Below are 17,807 nucleotides of genomic sequence, written 5' to 3'. Positions count from 1 at the left end.
GCGCGGGCGTGCGGGTCAGTCCCGGCTGTCCAGCGCGTGGCCCCAGTGCTCCGACTCGCCGGCGGCGCTTCGGCGCTGCGGCACGCCCCAGGGGTTGCTCGTGCGCAGGGGCTCCGGCAGCAGCGCATCCGGCACGCCCTGGTAGGCGACGGGCCGGAGGAAGCGCCCGATGCTCGCGGTGCCGACGGACGTGCTCGAGTCGTTCGTGGTCGCCGGCCACGGGCCGCCGTGCTGCATGGCGGGGGTCACCGCGACGCCGGTCGGCCAGCCGCCGAACAGCACGCGACCGGCACGCTCGGAGAGGACGCGCACGAGCGAGCGCAGCGCCGGGCTCGACTCGCCGTCCGCGGCGTGGACCGTCGCGGTGAGGCTGCCCTCGAACAGCGCCTCGGCCGCGGCGGGCAGCTCGGCCTCGTCGTCGTACTCCACGAGCACGGACAGCGGACCGAACGACTCGTCGAGGATCCGGTCGCCGTTGCGGTTCAGGGCATCGACGGTGGTGGCCACGATCGTCGGCGTCGCCCAGCCCTCCCCCTCCTCGTCGGTGCGCACGCCGCCCTCGGCGAGGACTCGGACTCCGTCGCTGGCCAGCACCGCGCGGCGGCGCTCGTCGTAGCCCGCGGTGATCTTCCCGTTGAGCAGCCGCTGCTCGCCGATGGCCCCGGCGGCGCCGGTGATGGCCCCGTCGAGCGCGTGACCCGCGGGCACGAACACGAAGCCCGGCTTCGTGCACAGCTGGCCGGCCGACCCGGACACGCTGGCGAGGAACGCGGGGACGAACCCCTCGCCCTCCTCCGCCAGGCCGGAGCGGGTGACGAAGACGGGATTGACGCTGCCCAGCTCTCCGTAGAAGGGGATGGGCGCGGGCCGGGACGCGGCGATGTCGGCGAGGAAGCGGCCCGCCCGCTGCGACCCGGTGAAGGAGGCCGCGCGCACCCGGGGATCCTTGAGGAGGGCGACGCCCTCGTCGTCGCCCTCGACCAGCTGGAACGCGCCGTCGGGCATCCCCGCCGCCGCGAGAGCCGCGGTCACGAGATCGGCCGTGCGTCGGGACAGCCCCGGGTGGCCGGGGTGCGCCTTCACGATCACCGGGCAGCCCGCGGCCAGTGCGGCCGCCGTGTCGCCCCCGGCGACCGAGAACGCGAAGGGGAAGTTGCTGGCCGCGTAGTTGAGGACCGGCCCCACCGGCACGAGGTAGCGGCGGATGTCCGGGCGCGGCCCCAGCACGAACGCCGGGTCCCCCTCGTCGATGCGCACGTCGAGGTAGTCGCCGGCCACGACGACGTCGGCGAACAGCCTCAGCTGCAGCACCGTGCGCGCGATCTCGCCTCGCAGCCGCGCCTCGCCCAGACCGGTCTCCCGGGCGGCGAGGGCGACGAGGCCGTCCACGTCGCCCTCGATCGCGTCGGCGACGGAGAGGATCGCGGCGGCACGGTCGCGCGGCGGCGTCGCGGCGACGGTCTCGGCGGCCGCGGCCGCCTTCGCCGCGATCGTCTCGGTGTCCTGGCTGGGGGTCATGGTCGCCTCCGGGGTGCGGGTGGTCAGAAGGAGAATCCGGTCGGGAAGGGGTCGGACGGGTCGAGCAGGTACTGCCCGATCCCCGTCACCCAGGCGCGGCCGGTGATGGTCGGCACGACGGCGGGGATGCCGCCGACCGTCGTCTCGGCGATCAGGCGCCCGGTGAAGCGGCTGCCGATGAACGACTCGTTCACGAAGTCGTCCCCGAGCGCGAGCTCGCCCCTGCCCCAGAGCTCGGCCATCCGGGCGGATGTGCCGGTGCCGCACGGCGACCGGTCGAACCAGCCGGGGTAGATGGCCATCGCGTGTCGGGAGAGCCGCGCGTCCGAGCCGGGGGCGATGAACTCCACGTGATGCACGTGGTCGAGGCCCTCGATCTCCGGATGCTTCGGCGGCGCCGTCTCGTTGATGGCCGTCATGATCGCGAGGCCCGCGGTGAGGATCTCCTGCTGGCGGGAGCGGTCGAACGGCAGGCCGACCGCGTCGAGGTCCACCATGGCGTAGAAGTTGCCCCCGAACGCCAGGCTGTAGGGCACCGGACCGTAGCCCGGCACGTCGACGACGTCGTCCAGCCGGACGACGTAGCTGGGCACGTTCTCCAGCGTCACGGACTCCGCGTGTCCGTCGGATACCGCGACGCGGGCGATGACGAGGCCGGCCGGGGTGTCGAGCCGGATCGTGGTGACCGGCTCGACGACCTCCACCATCCCGGTCTCGACGAGGACGGTGGCAACGCCGATGGTTCCGTGCCCGCACATGGGCAGGCAGCCGGACACCTCGATGTAGAGGACGCCCCAGTCGCAGTCGTCGCGGGTCGACGGCTGCAGGATCGCCCCGCTCATCGCCGAGTGCCCGCGCGGCTCGTTCATCAGGAGCAGCCTGAGGTCGTCGAGGTGCTCGATGAAGTGCAGCCGCTTCTCATTCATGGTGGCGCCCGGGATGACCCCGACCCCGCCCGTCACGACCCGCGTCGGCATCCCCTCGGTGTGGGAGTCGACGGCCGTGAACATCCGCTTCGATCTCATTGCGTCCTTCCGTGCCGCGCCGTCGTCCCCGCGCTAGAGCGCGCCCACCCGGTTGCGGGAGGCGATGTAGTCGAGCGCCTTCTGCGTGTCCCGGCGCACGAGCGCCTCGTGCTCCGGCGAGAGGGGTCCGCGGGGCGGGCGGGTCACCCCACCGTAGCTCTGGCCGGTGATGTCGATGGACAGCTTGATCGCCTGCACGAACTCGGTCTTCGAGTCCCAGCGGAACACCGCGACGACGTTGCGGTAGAGATCGCGTGCCTCGTCGATGCGTCCCTCCCGGACGAGCGTGTAGATCTCGACGGCCTCGCGGGGGAAGGCGTTGGGGTAGCCGGCGAACCAGCCGACCGCGCCGTCGACGAGCGACTCGAAGAGGAGGTCGTCCGCGCCCGCGATCACGTCGATGTCGCAGAGCTCCTGGATCTCGAAGACCCTGCGGATGTCACCGCTGAACTCCTTGATCGCGACGATGTTCTCGAGCTGGGCGAGCTCGGCGACCAGGTCGGGCGTCAGGTCGACCTTCGTGTCGATGGGGTTGTTGTACATCATGACGGGGAGCCCGACCTCGCTCACCGCCCGGAAGTGGGCGACGACCTCGGAGCGGTTCGCGCGGTAGAGGGTGGGCGGGAGGCAGAGCACGCCGTCCGCGCCGTCCTCCTTCGCGTACTCCGCCCACTGCCGCGCCTGGTGGGAGCCGACGCCGTGCACGCCCGCCACGACGAGGCCGCGGCCGTCGACGGCCTCGACGGCCACCTGGATGACCTTCCGGCGCTCCTCGTCGGTCAGCGACGAGTACTCGCCGAGCGAGCCGTTCGGCCCGACGCCGCGGCAGCCGTTCTCGATGAGGAAGTTGCAGTGCTCCGCGAAGCGGTCGTAGTCCACCGCGAGGCCGGCTGGCGCGGACGAGTCCTCCTTGAACGCGAGCGTTGTGGCGACGATGACCCCGCCGAGGTCGAACGAGCTGTCGGACATGCTGATCCTTTCAGGATTTCTACTGGTGCTGATGCCGCGCGGCGTCGGTAGCCGCGCTGGTGTGCCGCCCGTGCGCCGCGGCGAGCTCGCCGATGCGCACGGGGGAAGCGATGGGACGGCGATCCGTCGATGTGCCGTCGAGGAGTCCGCCGGGGCTCTCCCTGCCGAGCAGGTCCTCGACCGTGCGGCCGCAGACCCGCCCCTGGCAGATGCCGAGCCCGGCGCGGGTGCTGAGCTTCAGGGAGCGGAGACTCGTCGAGCACGTGGCGCGGCCGGTCTCCCGCAGGCGCCCGTAGGGCACCTCCTCGCACCGGCAGACGAGCGTGTCGGGGCGCAGCCAGCCGGTCCAGCCGGGCCGGATGCCGTGCGCGGCCTCGATGCGGGCGGCGAAGTCGGTGAACGTCGCGCGCCTCGCGAGATCGCGGCGCACGGCCGGGTCGTCCGCCCCTCCCCCGGCCGCGCCGTGGCCCGCGATCGCGCCCTCGGCGAGCGCGGCGTCGACGCCGCCGATGCCGGTGATCTCCCCCGCGGCGAACACGCCGGGCACGCTGGTGTGCTGCCGGTCGTCCACCCGGACGAAGCGGTCGGGGCGGATGTCGCAGCCGGCCGCGATGGCCAGCTCGATGCGCGGGGTGAACCCGTGGCTCACGCACACGGCGTCCGCGTCGATCCGCCGTTCGGTGCCCGGGATCGGCGCCCAGCGGGCGTCGAGTCGCGCGACGGTCACCTGCTCGACCCGGTCAGTGCCGTGGGCGGCGATGACGGCGTGGCCGACGCGGTACGGGATGCGGTGGCGCACGTGCGACAGTGCGTAGGAGGCCAGCTCGCCGAACTTCGACGTCGCTCCGAGCAGCCGCCAGGGCCGCGGCAGCCAGCCCCGGGCGAGGGCCCGGGGGCGGCTCGCCTCGTACACGCCGAGGACACGGGCTCCCGTCTGGGCGAGCGAGGCCGCGACCGGGAGGAGGAACGGGCCCGCCCCGGCGACGACGACCCGGCCGCCGACGGCCACGCGCTCGCCCTTCGCGAGCGCCTGCGCCGCGCCCGCGGAGAACACCCCGGGCAGGTCCCAGCCGGGGAAGGGGAGGGTGCGGTCGTAGGCGCCCGTCGCGATCACGATCGCGTCCGGGGTGAGCTCGCGCGACGGGCGCCGGTTGCCGTCCGGCGGCCCGACGTGGACGTGCACGACGAGCCCCTCGTCGAGTCGCTCGATCGCCCAGACCTGCGCCGAGGGGACGACCTCGCAGCCGGGGTGCTCCAGGAGCTCGTCCTGCAGCGCGCGGAACCGGTCCCAGCCGTGGTGCAGGCGGTCCTCGCGGACGCCCGCCCGCGAGTCGGGAAGGTGGCGCCAGTACTGCCCGCCCAGCTGGTCGGACGAGTCGAGGAGCGTGACGGAGGCGCCCGCCCGCAGCGCCGCCCGGGCTGCCGCGAGCCCCGCGGGACCGGCGCCGATCACGAGCACGCCGGTCACGACGCCGCCCCCGGCAGCTCGTCGCGCCGCGTGAGTTCGTCGTGCTGGGGCTGATCGTCGTGCCCGGGCAGATCGTCGTACTGGGTGAGGATCACGTCGCCGTCGTCCGCCCGGCGCTGGCAGGCGCGGACGTCGCGATCGCCGTTCACCGTCACGATGCAGTCGAAGCAGACGCCGATGCCGCAGAAGACCCCGCGTGGCGTCGCGCCGGCCGAGGTGGTGCGCCAGGACAGCCGCCCCGAGGCCAGCAGCACGCCGGCGATCGTCTGTCCCCGCAGGCCGGACACGCGCTGGCCGTCGATGGTCAGGGCGACGGGCGGGGCCTCGGCCGGCTGAATCCGGTCGTCGCGTGAGGGGAACATGCGGGATGCCATGGTCAGGCCACCTCCGGGACGAGCGCGGCGAGCGACGGCCGCGTCAAGAGGAACGAGGCCGGGTCCACCGCGGGGACGCCGCCCGTGAGCTGCGCCGCGATGAGCTCCGCGGTCGCCAGGGACAGGCCGATGCCCGCCCCCTCGTGCCCGGTGGCGTGCCAGAGCCCCGGCACGCGGTGGTCCGGACCGATCACCGGGAGGTGGTCGGGCATGTAGGGGCGGAATCCGCCGTAGGAGCGCATCACGCTCGCACCCGCGAGGAACGGGAAGAGTCGCAGCGCCTTGACGGCCAGCTCCTCGAGCACGGACACGCGCAGCCGGTTGTCGAACCCGACCTGCTCGCGGCTCGAGCCGATGAGCACCGTCCCGGCGGCCGTGGACTCCACGACGCTGGACGTCTGCAGCTCCGCCTCGCCGGAGCCGACGGCCCCGACATAGTCCGCGTCGTACACCTTGTGGAAGATGCGGTGCGGCATGCGCGTGGTCACGAGCACGACGCCGCGGCGGGGGCGCACCGGGAGGGACGCGTCGAGGGAGCGCGACACCTCGCCCGACCAGGGGCCGGCGGCGTTCAGCACGGCGCCGGCGGAGAAGTCGCCCGCGGAGGTGCGCACGCCGACGAGGGCGCCGTCGGCCGCGCGGATGCCGCCCGTGACCGTCACGCCGACGCGGACGTCGGCGCCGCCGAGGCGCGCGGAGGCGAGCAGCGCCTCCGTTGCGGCGACCGGCTGCACCTGAGCGTCCTCCGGGTAGTGGATCGCCGCCGTGATGGCCGGGTTCAGGTCGGGCTCGAGGCGCAGCGCCTGCTTCACGGTCAGCACGCGGGCGTCGACCCCGGCGCCCCGCTGCGACTCGGCGAAGGCGAGCAGGGGGTCCCTCCCCGCGGGCGTCGTGGCGACGACGAGGCCGCCCTTCCGCTCGTACTCGAGGGACGGGAAGTCGGCGCCGAGCTCCCGCCGCAGCTCGGCCACGGTGTCGGGCCAGAGGGACGAGGCGTACTGGGCCAGCCGCAGCTCCTCGCCGGGCCCCTTGTCGGAGACGAGGAGGTTGCCCTCGCCGCTCGCGCTCGTGCCGCTGGCGGCCGCGTTCCGGTCGAGTACGGTCACCCGGAGGCCGGCGCGGACGAGCGATCTGGCGCAGGCGGCGCCGATGATGCCGGCTCCGATGATGACCACGTCGGGGGTCATGGCGGCCTCCTTCCTCGATTGCGGTGACAGTAATATGTCACACATTGAGCGTGGGGACCAGCGTAGATCACGTGCTGGTCGGCGGAACGTGTCAGATCCGGGGATGCCTCTCCCGGCGTCAGGCGCCGCCCTCGGGCTTGCCCGACCACCAGCCCAGGGCGTGGTGGATGTGCTGGTGCATGAGCCGGCGGGCGGCGGCGCCGTCCCCCGCGGACAGCAGGTCGAGCAGGGCGACGTGCTCCTCGGCGGAGTCGATCAGCCGGCGGGACTCCAGCATCGCCGCGAGCCCGACGAGCCGGGTGCGGGAGCGAAGGTCGGCGACCGTCTCGACGAGGACGCTGTTGCCGAGCATGCGGGTGAGACGCAGGTGGAAGTCCTGATCGGCCTCCAGGTACGCGCGCAGGTCACCGGATCGGGCGCCGTCGACGATGCGGTTCGCCAGCTGCGACAGCTCGTCGAACTGCTCGCTCGGGAACTGCCCGGCGAGGCGCTCCATCGCGGGCGGCTCGAGCAGCTGCCGCACCTCCACGATCTGCCGCAGGGCGTCGTCGCTCACGTCGGTGACCCGGAAGCCCTTGTTGCGCACCGGCTCGACGAACCCGCGCTTCTCGAGATCGAGCATCGCCTCCCGCACGGGCGTCGCCGACACGTTGAACTGCACGGCGAGGGTGGGGACGGTCAGGAGCGTGTTCGGTGCCATCTCGCCCGAGATGATGGCGGCGGACAGCACCTTCTCGACGTGCGCGCGGAGGCTGGTCGGCGGCTCGATCCGCTGGATCGCGGGCAGGCTCACGCGAGGGCCGCCTCGGCCGGCACCGGGGAGGGGTCGGGCGCGTCGCCACGCAGGGTCCGCGCCATCCAGTCCTCGATGCCGCGGGCGTCGATGGGGATGGCGTCCGAGAGCACCTCCGACCCGCCCGGGTGGACGAGGATGTCGTCCTCCAGCCGGACGCCGATGCCCCGGAGCTCGGGCGGCACGGTCTCGTCGAAGGCGTGGAAGTAGAGCCCGGGCTCCACCGTGAGTACCATGCCCGGGCTCATGCGCGCGCCCTGGTATGCCTCGTAGCTGGACTGGGCGCAGTCGTGCACGTCCAGGCCGAGGTGATGCCCGATGCCGCACACGAGGTATCGGCGGTGCTGCTGGCCGGCGTCGCTGAGCGCCTCGTCCACGGAGACGGGGAGGAGGCCCCAGTCGGACAGGCCCGTCGCGATGACCTCCATGGCGGCCGTGTGGAAGTCGGTGAAGGACCGGCCAGGAGCCACCGCGGCGAGGCCCGCCCGATGCGCCTTCTCGACGAGGTCGTGGACCTCGCGCTGTGCGGCGCTGAACGTGCCCGAGGCCGGGAACGTCCTGGTGACGTCGGCGGTGTAGAACGCCCGGGTCTCGACGCCCATGTCGAGCAGGAGCGCCGCGTCCTCGAGCACCGGCCCGTCGCACCTCACCCAGTGCAGGGTCGGCGCGTGCGCGCCGCTGCCGACGATGGTGGAGTAGCCGGGGCCGTTGCCCCAGGTGCGCGCGTGGCGGTCGAACGTGCCCTGCAACCAGCGCTCGCCGCCGTGGGCGATCGCCCGCGGGATCTCGCGGACGACACTCGCGAACCCCTCGACCGTCGCGTCGACCGCGCGCCTCAGCTCGGCGACCTCCCACTCGTCCTTGATCATCCGCAGCTCGGCGAGGATGCGGAGGAGGTCGGCGGACCCGCCCCGGCGGCGGACGCCCTCGGGCACCGCGTCGTCGGGTCGGGTGAAGAGCGCGGATTCTGCCGGTCCGAGATCGCCCGCGAGCGACGCTATGGACTTCACCGGGAGGCCGAGGGCGTCCGACCACTCCCGGAGCCCGGGAGCGGAACCAACCCAGAGCTCGCCGTGCGCCGCGTCGGCGAAGAAGGCCGGGTCCCCCGGGTAGGCGGGAGGGACGACGTAGAGGACGGCATCGTGGCCGCCGGGCACCGCGTGCAGCACGAGCACGGCGTCCTCCGCCGCGCACCCGCTCAGCCAGAAGAAGTCGCTGTCGGGCCGGAAGTCGTAGAAGGTGTCGTTGCTGCGCACCGGCGCCCGGCCGGCCGGAACGATGAGGGTCCGGCCGGGGAGCGCCTCGCTCGCCCTCGCCCGGTGCGCGCGAGCCGCGGCGGCGACCCCCTGCTCCACGGGGGGCGTGCGGTCGGGCGTCGCCCATCCCGTGGCCATGTAGTCGCGGAACGCCGGCACCTCGGCGAGGCGGGGCAGCCGGGGGTCCGGCGCCTGCGGACGCGGCATGGCGGACTGCGGCTCGGAATGATGCTGCTCGGTCATGCCTTCTTCTCTCCTCCGCGCTCGGCGACGAGCCCGGTCAGCCGGGCGAACACCCGGTCGGACCCGATGCCGTCGTGCTCGTACTCGTTCGTCACCCAGGCTTGCATGTTCCCCACGGCTGCGGCGGTGTCGAGCTGCAGGTGCGAGTCGACGTACATGTCGTCGTAGTACACGGCGGCCGCGACCGGCACGTCGTTCGCGGCGAGCCGGTCCAGGTCGTAGAGCGGGGACCAGTCGGAGACCGCCGCGAGGTGGTCGACGGCGGCCCGGAACGGCCGCAGCCCGCGGATCTCATCGAACATCCACGGGTACATCATCTCGCCGGTGAAGAGCAGCGGCCTGGCGGTCTCGGCGAACCCTGGGTGCCGCGCGCGCTCGCGCTCGGCGGCCCAGGCGGTCGCCCCCGTCCCTGCCGAGCCGTAGATGCTCTCCTGCATCACGGCGAACAGCGGGTTGTCCGCGTAGGAGCTGCGGGCGAGCACCTGCGCCAGGAACGTGTCGCTCAGCTCGTCGTCGCTCGCCGAGAAGGCCTCGTCAATCAGCCAGTGCATCCGCTCGAACCCCGGCTTCATGCCGAAGTCGATGCCGAGCGTCTGGAAGCGGCGGACGGTGAGCTCGTCGCCGTCCGGAAGGAGCACCCCGCCGGCCGCGAGCCGGTCCGCGATGCGGCCGATCACGTCCACGTCGTGCGGGAACCGGGCCGCGAACTCGCGGTTCTTCGCCTCGGTGCGGGGGTAGGTGCGCCGATAGACCTCGTCCGCGTCGGGCCGGATGCCGGCGAGCCCGCCCGTCACGTAGCAGGCCGAGAGGCCCTCGGGCGACCGGGACAGGTAGGTCAGCGTGAGGAACCCGCCGTAGCTCTGCCCGAGCGTCGCCCAGGGCCGGCCGCCGAACACGGTCGTGCGCAGGTGCTCGGCGTCGGCCACGATCGAGTCCGCCCGGAAGCGCCTGAGGTACTCGCCCGCCTCGGTTCCGTCCGCGAAGGTCGACATGAGTCGCCCGTCGACGCGGGAGCTCCGCCCGGTCCCCCGCTGGTCGAGCAGCACGACGCGGTGCGTCTTCAGGGCCTGCCCCATCCAGCCTCCCGCGTCCGTCGGCCGCGGCCCCTTGCCGCCCGGTCCGCCCTGCAGGTAGACCAGGCACGGCAGGTCCTCGAAGGCCCGGGCGGGGTCGACGATCTCGCGCGCGAAGACGCTCAGCCGGGCGGGCACGGAGTCGTCGAACCAGTCGAGGGGTACCTCGACCTCGTGGTCGGTGATCCGCATGCCGGGAACGGTGTAGCTCGCCGAGATCATGACGCCCTCTCCTCTGCCGCGATCATGCTCGCCCGCGCCCTGTCCCACTCGGGGTTGATGGTGGGAACGGCCGACAGGAGCGCGCGCGTGTACTCGTGCCGCGGGGCGTCGAAGATGTCGTCGCGCCCGCCCTGCTCGACGATTCTGCCCTGGTGCATCACCGCGACGCGATCGGCGAGCTGCCGGACGACGGCGAGGTCGTGCGCGATGAAGATGTAGCTGAGCCCGCGCTCGCGCTGCAGGTCGCGGAGGAGGTTGATGACCGTCGCCTGCACGGAGACATCGAGCGCCGACACCGCCTCGTCGCAGACGACGAGCTTCGGATTCACGGCGAGCGCGCGGGCGATGCCGATGCGCTGCGCCTGGCCGCCGGAGAACTGGGCGGGGTAGCGCCCGGAGTGGTCGGGGTTCAGGCCGACGCGATCCAGCAGGTCGCGCACCAGCGCCCTCGTGCCCTGGGGCGCCCTGATGCCCTGGTACTGCAGCGGGGCGGCGATGATGCGCTCGACCGTGTGCTTCGGGTTCAGCGAGGAGAACGGATCCTGGAAGACGACCTGCACGTCGCCCCGGAACCGGGCCAGGGCCCGCGCGTCGGGATGCGTGACGTCCTGCCCGTCGAAGACGAGCGTGCCACCGGTCGGCTCGATCAGCTTGGCCGCGATGCGCGCGGTCGTGGACTTGCCGCTGCCGGACTCCCCCACCACGGCGAGCGTCCGGCCGCGCGGGACGTCGAAGCTCACGTCGTTCACGGCGAGGAACCGGTGCTTCCGGCCGCCGAACGCGCCGCTCCCCTTCGTCACGTACTCCTTGGACAGCCCGCGGACCGACAGGATGCTGTCCTCCGCTGCACTCGTCGTGGTCACGCGCTCACCCTCCTCAGGTCGCCGAACGGGTCGTCGATGCGCGGCACCGCGTCGAGCAGGACGCGCGTGTAGGCCTCGCGGGGGCGCGAGAAGATCTGCTCCGCCGAGCCGTGCTCGACCATCGAGCCGTTGCGCATCACGAGCACCTCCTGGGCGACCTGGCTGACGACGGCGAGGTCGTGCGTGATGAACAGCATGGCCATGCCCGTCTGCGCCTGGAGGTCGCGGAGGAGGTCGAGGATCTGCGCCTGGACCGTGACGTCGAGCGCGGTGGTCGGCTCGTCGGCGATGAGCACCCTCGGCTCGAGGCAGAGCGCCATGGCGATCATGATCCTCTGCCGCATGCCGCCGGAGAACTGGTGCGGGTAGTGGTCCGCGCGACGGGCCGGGTCCGTGATGCGCACCCGTTCGAGCGCCTCCACGACGACCGCCCGGGCCGCGCGCCGGCTGCCGCCGCGGTGCGCCCGGTAGGCCTCCTCGATCTGCAGGCCGACCGTGTAGTAGGGGTTCAGCGAGGAGAGCGGGTCCTGGAACACCATGCCCACCCGCTCGCCGCGGATCCGGCGCAGCTCGCGCTCGCTCCTGCCGAGCAGCTCCTCCCCGTCGAGGAGGACGCTGCCGGTCGCCCGGCCGCCCGGGGGCAGCAGCCCCATGACGGCGAGCGACGTCATGGACTTGCCCGATCCGGACTCCCCCACGACGCCGAGCGTCGCGTTGTCCCGGATCGCGAACGACAGGTCGTCCACCACCGTGACCGTTCCGCCCGGGGTGGGGAAGGTGATGGTGAGGTTCTTCACCTCGAGGAGTGGTGCTGGGGCGGTCATCGTGTCGCGATCCTCACTCGGGGGTCGAGGAATGTGTAGGTGATGTCGACGATCACGTTCCCGATCACCACGAAGAACGCGGCGAGGAGGGTGACGCCCATGATCACCGGCTGGTCGTTCTTGGCGATGGAGTCGGCCGCGAGCTTGCCGACCCCGTTCAGTCCGAACACGGTCTCGGTGATGAGCGCGCCGCCCAGCAGGCCGGCGAAGTCCATGCCGAACATCGTCACCACCGGGGTGAGGGAGGGGCGCAGCGCGTGCCTGCGGAGGATCAGCCGGCCCGACAGCCCCTTGGCGCGGGCCGTGCGCAGGAAGTTCTCGCCGAGGGTGTCGAGCACGTTGGCGCGGACGAGCCGGGCGTACACGGCCGCGTAGCCGAAGGCGAGCACCAGCCACGGCATCAGGTACGACTGGAACCAGCGGACCGGGTCCTCGCCGAACGGCACGGCCGAGGGGAACGGCAGGATCTGCATCTGCACCACGAGCACGTACTGCAGGATCAGCGCGACGAAGTAGTTGGGCAGGCTGATGCCGCCGAGCGCGAACATCATGGCGCCGCGGTCCCACCAGGTGCCCTGCTTGACGGCGCTGAGCAGGCCGGCGCCGACGCCGGCGAGCAGCCACAGCACGGCGGCCCCAAGTGCGACGGTCGCGCTCACCGGGAGCCGGGTCTCGATCATCTCGGTGACGGACCGGTTGGTCTGGAAGCTGAAGCCGAGGCAGGGCGCCGGGCAGGAGACGGCGGACGCGCCGTCCCCGTAGGTGCGGCCCACGAAGAAGCCGCGGAGGAAGTCCCAGAACTGCACCCAGAACGGCTGGTCGAGACCGAGCGTGCCCCGGATCTGGTCGATGCGGTCGGGCGTGCAGGTCTTGCCGCAGATCAGCACGGCCGGGTCCGGCGAGAGGAGGAAGAAGATCACGTAGGTGAACAGGCTGATCAGCAGCAGGATGCCGAGAGCAGAGAGCAGGCGTCGCGCGAGATAGCCGACCATCAGGCGACGTCCCTTCCGTCGAACTGCTTGCGGAGGTGGTCGCCGAGGATCGTGAACGACAGCACCGTGAGGAACAGGAACGTTCCGGGGATCAGGAAGTACATGGGGTCGACGGCGTACCAGCCGACCGCCGTCGCGATCATCTGACCCCAGGACGGCGTGGGCGGCGTGACGCCGACGCCGAGGAACGACAGGCCGGCCTCGGTGCCGATGAAGCCCGGCACGGCCAGCGTCGCCAGGACGATGATGGTGCCGCGGAGGTTCGGCAGCACCTCGCGGAAGACGATGCGCGCGGAGTTCGCCCCGCTCGCCACCGCCGCCTCCACGAACTCGCGGTTGCGCAGCGTCATGGTCTGCCCCCGGATGACCCGGGCCGTGTACGGCCAGCTGAAGATGCTGAGCACGATCACGAGGAGCACCGGACGGTTGCCCGCCGGGAGCGCGGACAGCAGCGCGATCATGAAGATCAGCGACGGAAACGCCATGAGGAAGTCCATGACGCGCGAGATCACCTGGTCGACCCAGCCGCCGTGGTAGCCGGCGAGCACCCCGAGCCCGACCCCGAGGATCATGCTCATGATCGTGGCGGAGACCGCGATGAGCAGCGACACCTGCGCACCGAAGGCGATGCGGATGAAGATGTCACGGCCGTTCTGGGGCTCGACGCCGAACCAGTGCTCCGCGCTCACCCCGCCAAGGGCGCCGCGCGGTATCCCGCCGAGGTCGGAGTCGATCGCGTTCTTGTCGAAGTCGTACGGTCCCCAGCCGACCAGGCCGACGAGCAGTGGCGCGGCGAGCGCCAGCAGCACGACGAACACCAGGAAGGCCGCGCTCAGCAGCACCGAGGGCGAGCTGCGCAGGGCGGAGACGATTCGTCCAGCGGGCCGCGGGGCGCCGCCCTGCGGCGACACCCCCGGCCTCGTGACCTGGACGGCGAGGTCACTGGGGACCGCCGACATCGCTGTTACTCCGAGGCGTTCTCGAGACCGACCGACACGTAGTCGATACCCCCCGAGAACCCTGCGTGGGAGTAGGCGCCGGCCACGTTCTCACCGACGACCATGACGGCCTTCTCGAACAAAAGCGGCACGGTGGGCGCCAGCTCGGCGATCTGCTCGTCCAGGTCGCCCCAGGCGGCGTTGGCCTCGTCGAGGTCCGTCATCGCGTTGATCTCGTCGATGCGGGCGTTGACGGCCGGGTCGTTGATCTGGGCGATGTTCGAGTTGCCCTTCTCGTAGATCTGGCGGCCGTCGAACAGCGGGGGAAGGAAGGTGGCGCCGGTCGACCAGTCGGGGCACCAGCCGGTGATGGCGGCGTCGTTCTGCTGGGACGTCGTGCCGATCACCTCGTAGTAGGTCGCCGTGTCGATGAGGTTGAACGACACGTCGATGCCGACCTTGCTGAGCGACTGCTGGACCGCCTCGGCCTGCGCCTGCATCTTCGGCTGGTTCCGCACGTCGAGCACGAGCGGGAACCCGTCCGGGTAGCCGGCCTCCGCCAGCAGCTCCGTGGCCTTCTCGACGTCGCCGGCGTTGTCCTCGCTCGGGTAGAGGTCGAACTCCTTCTGGCCGGCGATGGTGGGCGGCAGCATCGTCGTGGCGATGTCGGCGAGCAGCGTTCCGCCGGTCGCGGACTGGACGGCACTCTTGTCGATGGCGTAGCTGATGGCCTGGCGCACGAGCGGGTTGCTGGTGTACTGCTTCGTGGTGTTGAGGCCGAGGTACGTCGTGCAGCCCTGGACACCCGACACGGTGCGGTCCTTGATCGCGGGCGTCTGGATCCGCGAAATCGACGCCGCCTGCACGGAGCCGGCGATCGCGTTCACGTCGTCGTCCTGCCCGGCGATCATGCGCTCGTCGATGGTGGCCCCGTCGAGACCGAACGTCCACACGAAGGAGTCGGGCTTCGCCGCTCGCACGTCGTCGCTCGACTTCTCCCAGTGCTCGTTGCGCACCAGCGTGAGCTCGGAGCCCGGCGTGTAGCTCTCGACCCTGTACGGACCGGACGCGATGGGCTGCTGGTCGACGCTCGTCGCGGTGACGTCCCCGTCGGCCGGGAAGGGCACGAAGACGTTCTGGCCGACGACGCTCGAGAAGTCGTTGTACGGCTTCGCAAGGTGGAACACGATCGTCTTCTCGTCGGGCGTCTCGATGGAGGCGAAGTCGCCGTCCGAGTACGGGCCCTCGTACTCGTCGGCTCCGGCGAGCGTCAGCCGCGCGTAGGGCGTGCCGATCGCGAGCTCGGGGTCGAAGGACCGCTCGACGCCGAACTTCACGTCCGCGCTCGTGATGGGCGATCCGTCCTCGAAGAAGATGTCGTCCTTGAGGGTGAAGGTCCAGGTCAGGCCGTCCTCGCTCGGGGTGCCGAGGTCGGTCGCGAGGTCGGGCACGATCTCGGTGCCCTCCGCACCCTCGCCCGTGGACTGGGTGGTGAGCGTGCGGTAGATGAGCCGGTAGAAGTTGTTCACGCCGCCGTCGAAGCCCATGGTCGGGTCGAGGTGCGAGAAGTCCGCCGTCTGCAGCACGTGCAGTGTGCCGCCGTCGCCCGGATCGGCGCCGGTGCCTCCCCCGCCGCCGCCGTTCGAGGAGGTTCCGCCGCCGCCGCTGCACGCGGTCAGCGCGAGGGTGGCGGTCAGGGCGAGCCCCAGCACCACGTTTCGCTTGTTCATGTTTCTCTTTTCTCGGAGGTTCTGCGGCGGCGCCGGTGCGCCGCCGTCGGGGTCGGAACGAGGTGGTGCGGAGGAAGGTCGGTGCGGTCTAGGGGTGGTGCGGTCCAGGCCGAGTAGGAGGTCAGCGCTGGCGGAGCCACACGCGCATGGCACCCGGCTCCCGGTTGCCCCAGAGGTAGTAGGGAACGAGGGTCACGCTGCTGTGTTCCGGCGCGGACGCCGTCGCCGTCACCGTTGCCGTCGTTCCCGGGGCGTCGGCGGAGGCGCTCCCCAGCTCCGGGTAGAGCACCGGCGCGGGGGGCGGGGCGATGCCCGCCGGCACCGTGAGGATCACGGACTCCGTGCCCTCCGGCGTCAGCCGCGCCTCGGCCAGGGTCGCCCGGGCCGCGTCGGCGGCCGTGACGACGACGTCGTCGAGATCGCCCTTGTTGTCCTGCTGCTCGGCGCAGTAGACGAGGGGACCGCGTGCCAGCGCGAGCGAGCCGCGCGTCGCGTCCACGTGGGGGTGGGACCCGTGAGCCCGCACGGGCATGGCGAGCACGAGCAGGACGGTGTCGCCGACGGACCACTCCCGATCGAGGCGTAGCCAGCCGTCGCGCGGGGCGGCGTCGAGGCGCGATCCGTTGACGGTCACCTCCGCCCGGTGGCACCAGGCCGGCACCCGGAGGGCGAGCTCCGTCGGCCCGGCGCTCGCGGCGGCGGTGACGTCGATGGTCACCGTGCCGTCCCACGGGTAGGCGGTGGACATGCTCAACGAGAGCCGGTCGCTCTGCACGGTGGCCGTCGCGTGCTGGGCGATGTAGAGGGTGTCCCCGGCCGTCGCGGCGATGTGGTCCTGCAGCTCGGAGGTCCAGCGGATGATGTTCGGCGGGCAGCAGGGGCACACGAACCAGGCCCGGCGCAGGAGCTCGCCGTCCGGTTCCGCCCCGGTGCGCTGCTGGTGGTCCGGGCGGCGCTGCAGCGGGTTGTCGTAGAAGAACGCGCATCCGTCGACGGAGAGCCCGGCGGCGTAGGCGTTGTACAGCACCGTCTCGAAGGTGTCGAGATAGTGCGCCTTCTCCGTCGCGAGGAACATGCGCCACGCCCACTGCATCACGGCGATGGCCGCGCAGGTCTCGCTGTACGAGCGCTCGGACGGCAGCTCGTACCGGTCCCCGATCGCCTCGTCGGAGTGCCTGCTGCCGAGCCCGCCGGTGATGTAGAGCTTGGTGGCCGCCATGTCGTCCCAGAGCCGCTCGAGGGCGCGAAGCAGAGCGTCATCCCCCGTCTCGATGGCGACGTCCGCCGCGCCGGCGGCGAGATAGCCCATCCGGACCGCGTGCCCCGTGACCGACGGCAGCTCCGTGAGCGGCGCACTGTCCTGGAAGTACTCCGCCGGGAAGACGCTGAGCTTCACCGATCCGTGTCCGCGCCGCACCACGAAGAGCCCCGCCAGCGTGAGGTAGTCCGCGATCCCGGTGAGGCGATAGAGCTCGACGAGCGCCATCTCCACCTCGGGGTGGCCGCACACCTCCGGGTCGCCGTGCGGCCCGAACCGCTGCACGGCGAGGTCCGCGAATCGCGTCGCGACATCGAGGAGGCGGTCGTCGCCGAGCTGGCGGGTCGCGGCCACGGCGGCCTGGATGAGGTGGCCGAGGTTGTACAGCTCGTGGCCCCAGGCGAGATCGCTCCACGGCTGCTTCTGGCTGCCCGGGTGCTGGAAGAAGGAGTTGAGGTAGCCGTCGTCGGCCTGGGCGCCCTGCAGCAGGGCGACCGCCTCCTCGAAGAACTCGCGGCTCTCCGCGCTCGCGTCGTCGCGGGCGAGCTCGTACGCCAGTCCCTCGAGGGTCTTGAAGACATCCGTGTCGAGGAACGGGTACCGGCCCCGGTACGGCGCTTCCCCGCCGGTCGCCACGGTGCGGAGGTTGTCGAGGTTGCCCGCCGCTCGGAGCTGGGCGATCGTGTGCGGAATCGTCCGCTCTCGGTTGCGCCCCTGCCACTGCTGCAGCAGGCCCGCGCCCAGCGAGACCGCCGACGTCCCGAGGGGTCGCACCCGGCCGGCGGTGGGGGACACGGCGGACGCGGATGACGCTGCAGTCGCGGACGGCGCGCCGGCTTCCCGGGTGCTCAGTGTGTCATGTGACATATTGCTCTCAATCGGCGGCAGTAGTGGATGACATATTACAGAGACGCCGCCGCCGGAGGTCAAGGCCTGGAACGGGTCGGTAACACGTCGTTAACGGACGGGTGAGGGCCGACCCGGCGCCCCAGGGGCCGCTTTTCCTGCCAGAGTGCTGGAGGGGCGGGACGACGCAGCCCCCGGTGACAAGGCGATTGATCCATCGAGGAGCGC

General features: G+C 72.0%; 15 protein-coding genes. All 15 read right to left on the bottom strand.

The genetic code is table 11. The features are described 5' to 3' along the window. Positions 1-15: 15 nt before the first annotated feature. The 15 genes from DAI20_RS08005 to DAI20_RS07935 all read right to left on the bottom strand — a co-directional run bounded on the left by DAI20_RS08005 (position 16) and on the right by DAI20_RS07935 (position 17,600). Entirely contained in the window at positions 16-1,518 is a 1,503-nt protein-coding gene (locus DAI20_RS08005) for an aldehyde dehydrogenase (NADP(+)) (protein ID WP_108250058.1), read from the bottom strand. Positions 1,519-1,541: 23 nt separating this feature from the next. Next, positions 1,542-2,543: a proline racemase family protein gene (locus tag DAI20_RS08000; RefSeq protein WP_108250057.1), complete on the bottom strand. Its 1,002-nt coding sequence runs from the start codon at positions 2,541-2,543 to the stop codon at positions 1,542-1,544. A 33-nt stretch (positions 2,544-2,576) separates the two neighbouring features. Then, entirely contained in the window at positions 2,577-3,512 is a 936-nt protein-coding gene (locus DAI20_RS07995; protein WP_108250056.1) for a dihydrodipicolinate synthase family protein, read from the bottom strand. A gap of 19 nt (positions 3,513-3,531) precedes the next feature. Then, positions 3,532-4,980 carry an FAD-dependent oxidoreductase gene (locus DAI20_RS07990; RefSeq protein WP_205781393.1) on the bottom strand — a complete coding sequence of 483 codons (1,449 nt, stop codon included), beginning with the start codon at positions 4,978-4,980 and terminating at the stop codon, positions 3,532-3,534. Beyond that, positions 4,977-5,354: a (2Fe-2S)-binding protein gene (locus DAI20_RS07985; protein WP_205781392.1), complete on the bottom strand. Its 378-nt coding sequence runs from the start codon at positions 5,352-5,354 to the stop codon at positions 4,977-4,979. Before DAI20_RS07985 ends, DAI20_RS07990 begins: the two co-directional genes overlap by 4 nt. Before the next feature lie 2 nt (positions 5,355-5,356). Further along, positions 5,357-6,541 (bottom strand): NAD(P)/FAD-dependent oxidoreductase, encoded by a 1,185-nt coding sequence (locus DAI20_RS07980; RefSeq protein ID WP_108250054.1) that lies wholly within the window; start codon positions 6,539-6,541, stop codon positions 5,357-5,359. A 118-nt stretch (positions 6,542-6,659) separates the two neighbouring features. Beyond that, the gene (locus DAI20_RS07975; protein ID WP_108250053.1) at positions 6,660-7,334 is read right to left on the bottom strand and encodes a GntR family transcriptional regulator; all 675 of its coding nucleotides are present in this window, start codon (positions 7,332-7,334) and stop codon (positions 6,660-6,662) included. Next, complete coding sequence (locus tag DAI20_RS07970) at positions 7,331-8,833, bottom strand: aminopeptidase P family protein (protein WP_240605968.1); 1,503 nt, start codon at positions 8,831-8,833, stop codon at positions 7,331-7,333. Before DAI20_RS07970 ends, DAI20_RS07975 begins: the two co-directional genes overlap by 4 nt. Then, complete coding sequence (locus DAI20_RS07965; RefSeq protein ID WP_108250052.1) at positions 8,830-10,128, bottom strand: alpha/beta fold hydrolase; 1,299 nt, start codon at positions 10,126-10,128, stop codon at positions 8,830-8,832. The genes DAI20_RS07970 and DAI20_RS07965 overlap by 4 nt, the downstream gene beginning before the upstream one ends. Further along, positions 10,125-10,991 (bottom strand): ABC transporter ATP-binding protein, encoded by an 867-nt coding sequence (locus DAI20_RS07960; protein WP_108250051.1) that lies wholly within the window; start codon positions 10,989-10,991, stop codon positions 10,125-10,127. Before DAI20_RS07960 ends, DAI20_RS07965 begins: the two co-directional genes overlap by 4 nt. Continuing rightward, on the bottom strand, positions 10,988-11,815 hold the full coding sequence (locus tag DAI20_RS07955; protein WP_108250050.1) for an ABC transporter ATP-binding protein: 828 nt from the start codon (positions 11,813-11,815) through the stop codon (positions 10,988-10,990). The genes DAI20_RS07960 and DAI20_RS07955 overlap by 4 nt, the downstream gene beginning before the upstream one ends. Further along, a complete protein-coding gene (locus DAI20_RS07950; protein WP_108250049.1) occupies positions 11,812-12,807 on the bottom strand; it encodes an ABC transporter permease in 996 nt (331 codons plus the stop codon). Before DAI20_RS07950 ends, DAI20_RS07955 begins: the two co-directional genes overlap by 4 nt. Then, a complete protein-coding gene (locus tag DAI20_RS07945) occupies positions 12,807-13,766 on the bottom strand; it encodes an ABC transporter permease (protein ID WP_108250048.1) in 960 nt (319 codons plus the stop codon). The genes DAI20_RS07950 and DAI20_RS07945 overlap by 1 nt, the downstream gene beginning before the upstream one ends. Positions 13,767-13,771: 5 nt before the next feature. Continuing rightward, positions 13,772-15,475 (bottom strand): ABC transporter substrate-binding protein, encoded by a 1,704-nt coding sequence (locus tag DAI20_RS07940; protein ID WP_108250047.1) that lies wholly within the window; start codon positions 15,473-15,475, stop codon positions 13,772-13,774. Positions 15,476-15,596: 121 nt separating this feature from the next. Continuing rightward, positions 15,597-17,600 (bottom strand): glycoside hydrolase family 127 protein, encoded by a 2,004-nt coding sequence (locus tag DAI20_RS07935; RefSeq protein ID WP_108250046.1) that lies wholly within the window; start codon positions 17,598-17,600, stop codon positions 15,597-15,599. Positions 17,601-17,807 lie beyond the last annotated feature (207 nt).

It is taken from the genome of Planctomonas deserti, from assembly GCF_003067705.1.
In the GTDB taxonomy this organism is placed as follows: Bacteria; Actinomycetota; Actinomycetes; order Actinomycetales; family Microbacteriaceae; genus Planctomonas; species Planctomonas deserti.
This window is presented reverse-complemented; position numbering and strand designations above follow the sequence as displayed.

What these genes read in the sequence shown, in the direction of transcription:
- DAI20_RS08005 (WP_108250058.1), bottom strand. Translation starts at nt 1,518, where the DNA reads ATGACCCCCAGCCAGGACACCGAGACGATCGCGGCGAAGGCGGCCGCG.
- DAI20_RS08000 (WP_108250057.1), bottom strand. Translation starts at nt 2,543, where the DNA reads ATGAGATCGAAGCGGATGTTCACGGCCGTCGACTCCCACACCGAGGGG.
- DAI20_RS07995 (WP_108250056.1), bottom strand. Translation starts at nt 3,512, where the DNA reads ATGTCCGACAGCTCGTTCGACCTCGGCGGGGTCATCGTCGCCACAACG.
- DAI20_RS07985 (WP_205781392.1), bottom strand. Translation starts at nt 5,354, where the DNA reads ATGGCATCCCGCATGTTCCCCTCACGCGACGACCGGATTCAGCCGGCC.
- DAI20_RS07980 (WP_108250054.1), bottom strand. Translation starts at nt 6,541, where the DNA reads ATGACCCCCGACGTGGTCATCATCGGAGCCGGCATCATCGGCGCCGCC.
- DAI20_RS07970 (WP_240605968.1), bottom strand. Translation starts at nt 8,833, where the DNA reads ATGACCGAGCAGCATCATTCCGAGCCGCAGTCCGCCATGCCGCGTCCG.
- DAI20_RS07965 (WP_108250052.1), bottom strand. Translation starts at nt 10,128, where the DNA reads ATGATCTCGGCGAGCTACACCGTTCCCGGCATGCGGATCACCGACCAC.
- DAI20_RS07955 (WP_108250050.1), bottom strand. Translation starts at nt 11,815, where the DNA reads ATGACCGCCCCAGCACCACTCCTCGAGGTGAAGAACCTCACCATCACC.
- DAI20_RS07950 (WP_108250049.1), bottom strand. Translation starts at nt 12,807, where the DNA reads ATGGTCGGCTATCTCGCGCGACGCCTGCTCTCTGCTCTCGGCATCCTG.
- DAI20_RS07945 (WP_108250048.1), bottom strand. Translation starts at nt 13,766, where the DNA reads ATGTCGGCGGTCCCCAGTGACCTCGCCGTCCAGGTCACGAGGCCGGGG.
- DAI20_RS07940 (WP_108250047.1), bottom strand. Translation starts at nt 15,475, where the DNA reads ATGAACAAGCGAAACGTGGTGCTGGGGCTCGCCCTGACCGCCACCCTC.
- DAI20_RS07935 (WP_108250046.1), bottom strand. Translation starts at nt 17,600, where the DNA reads ATGTCACATGACACACTGAGCACCCGGGAAGCCGGCGCGCCGTCCGCG.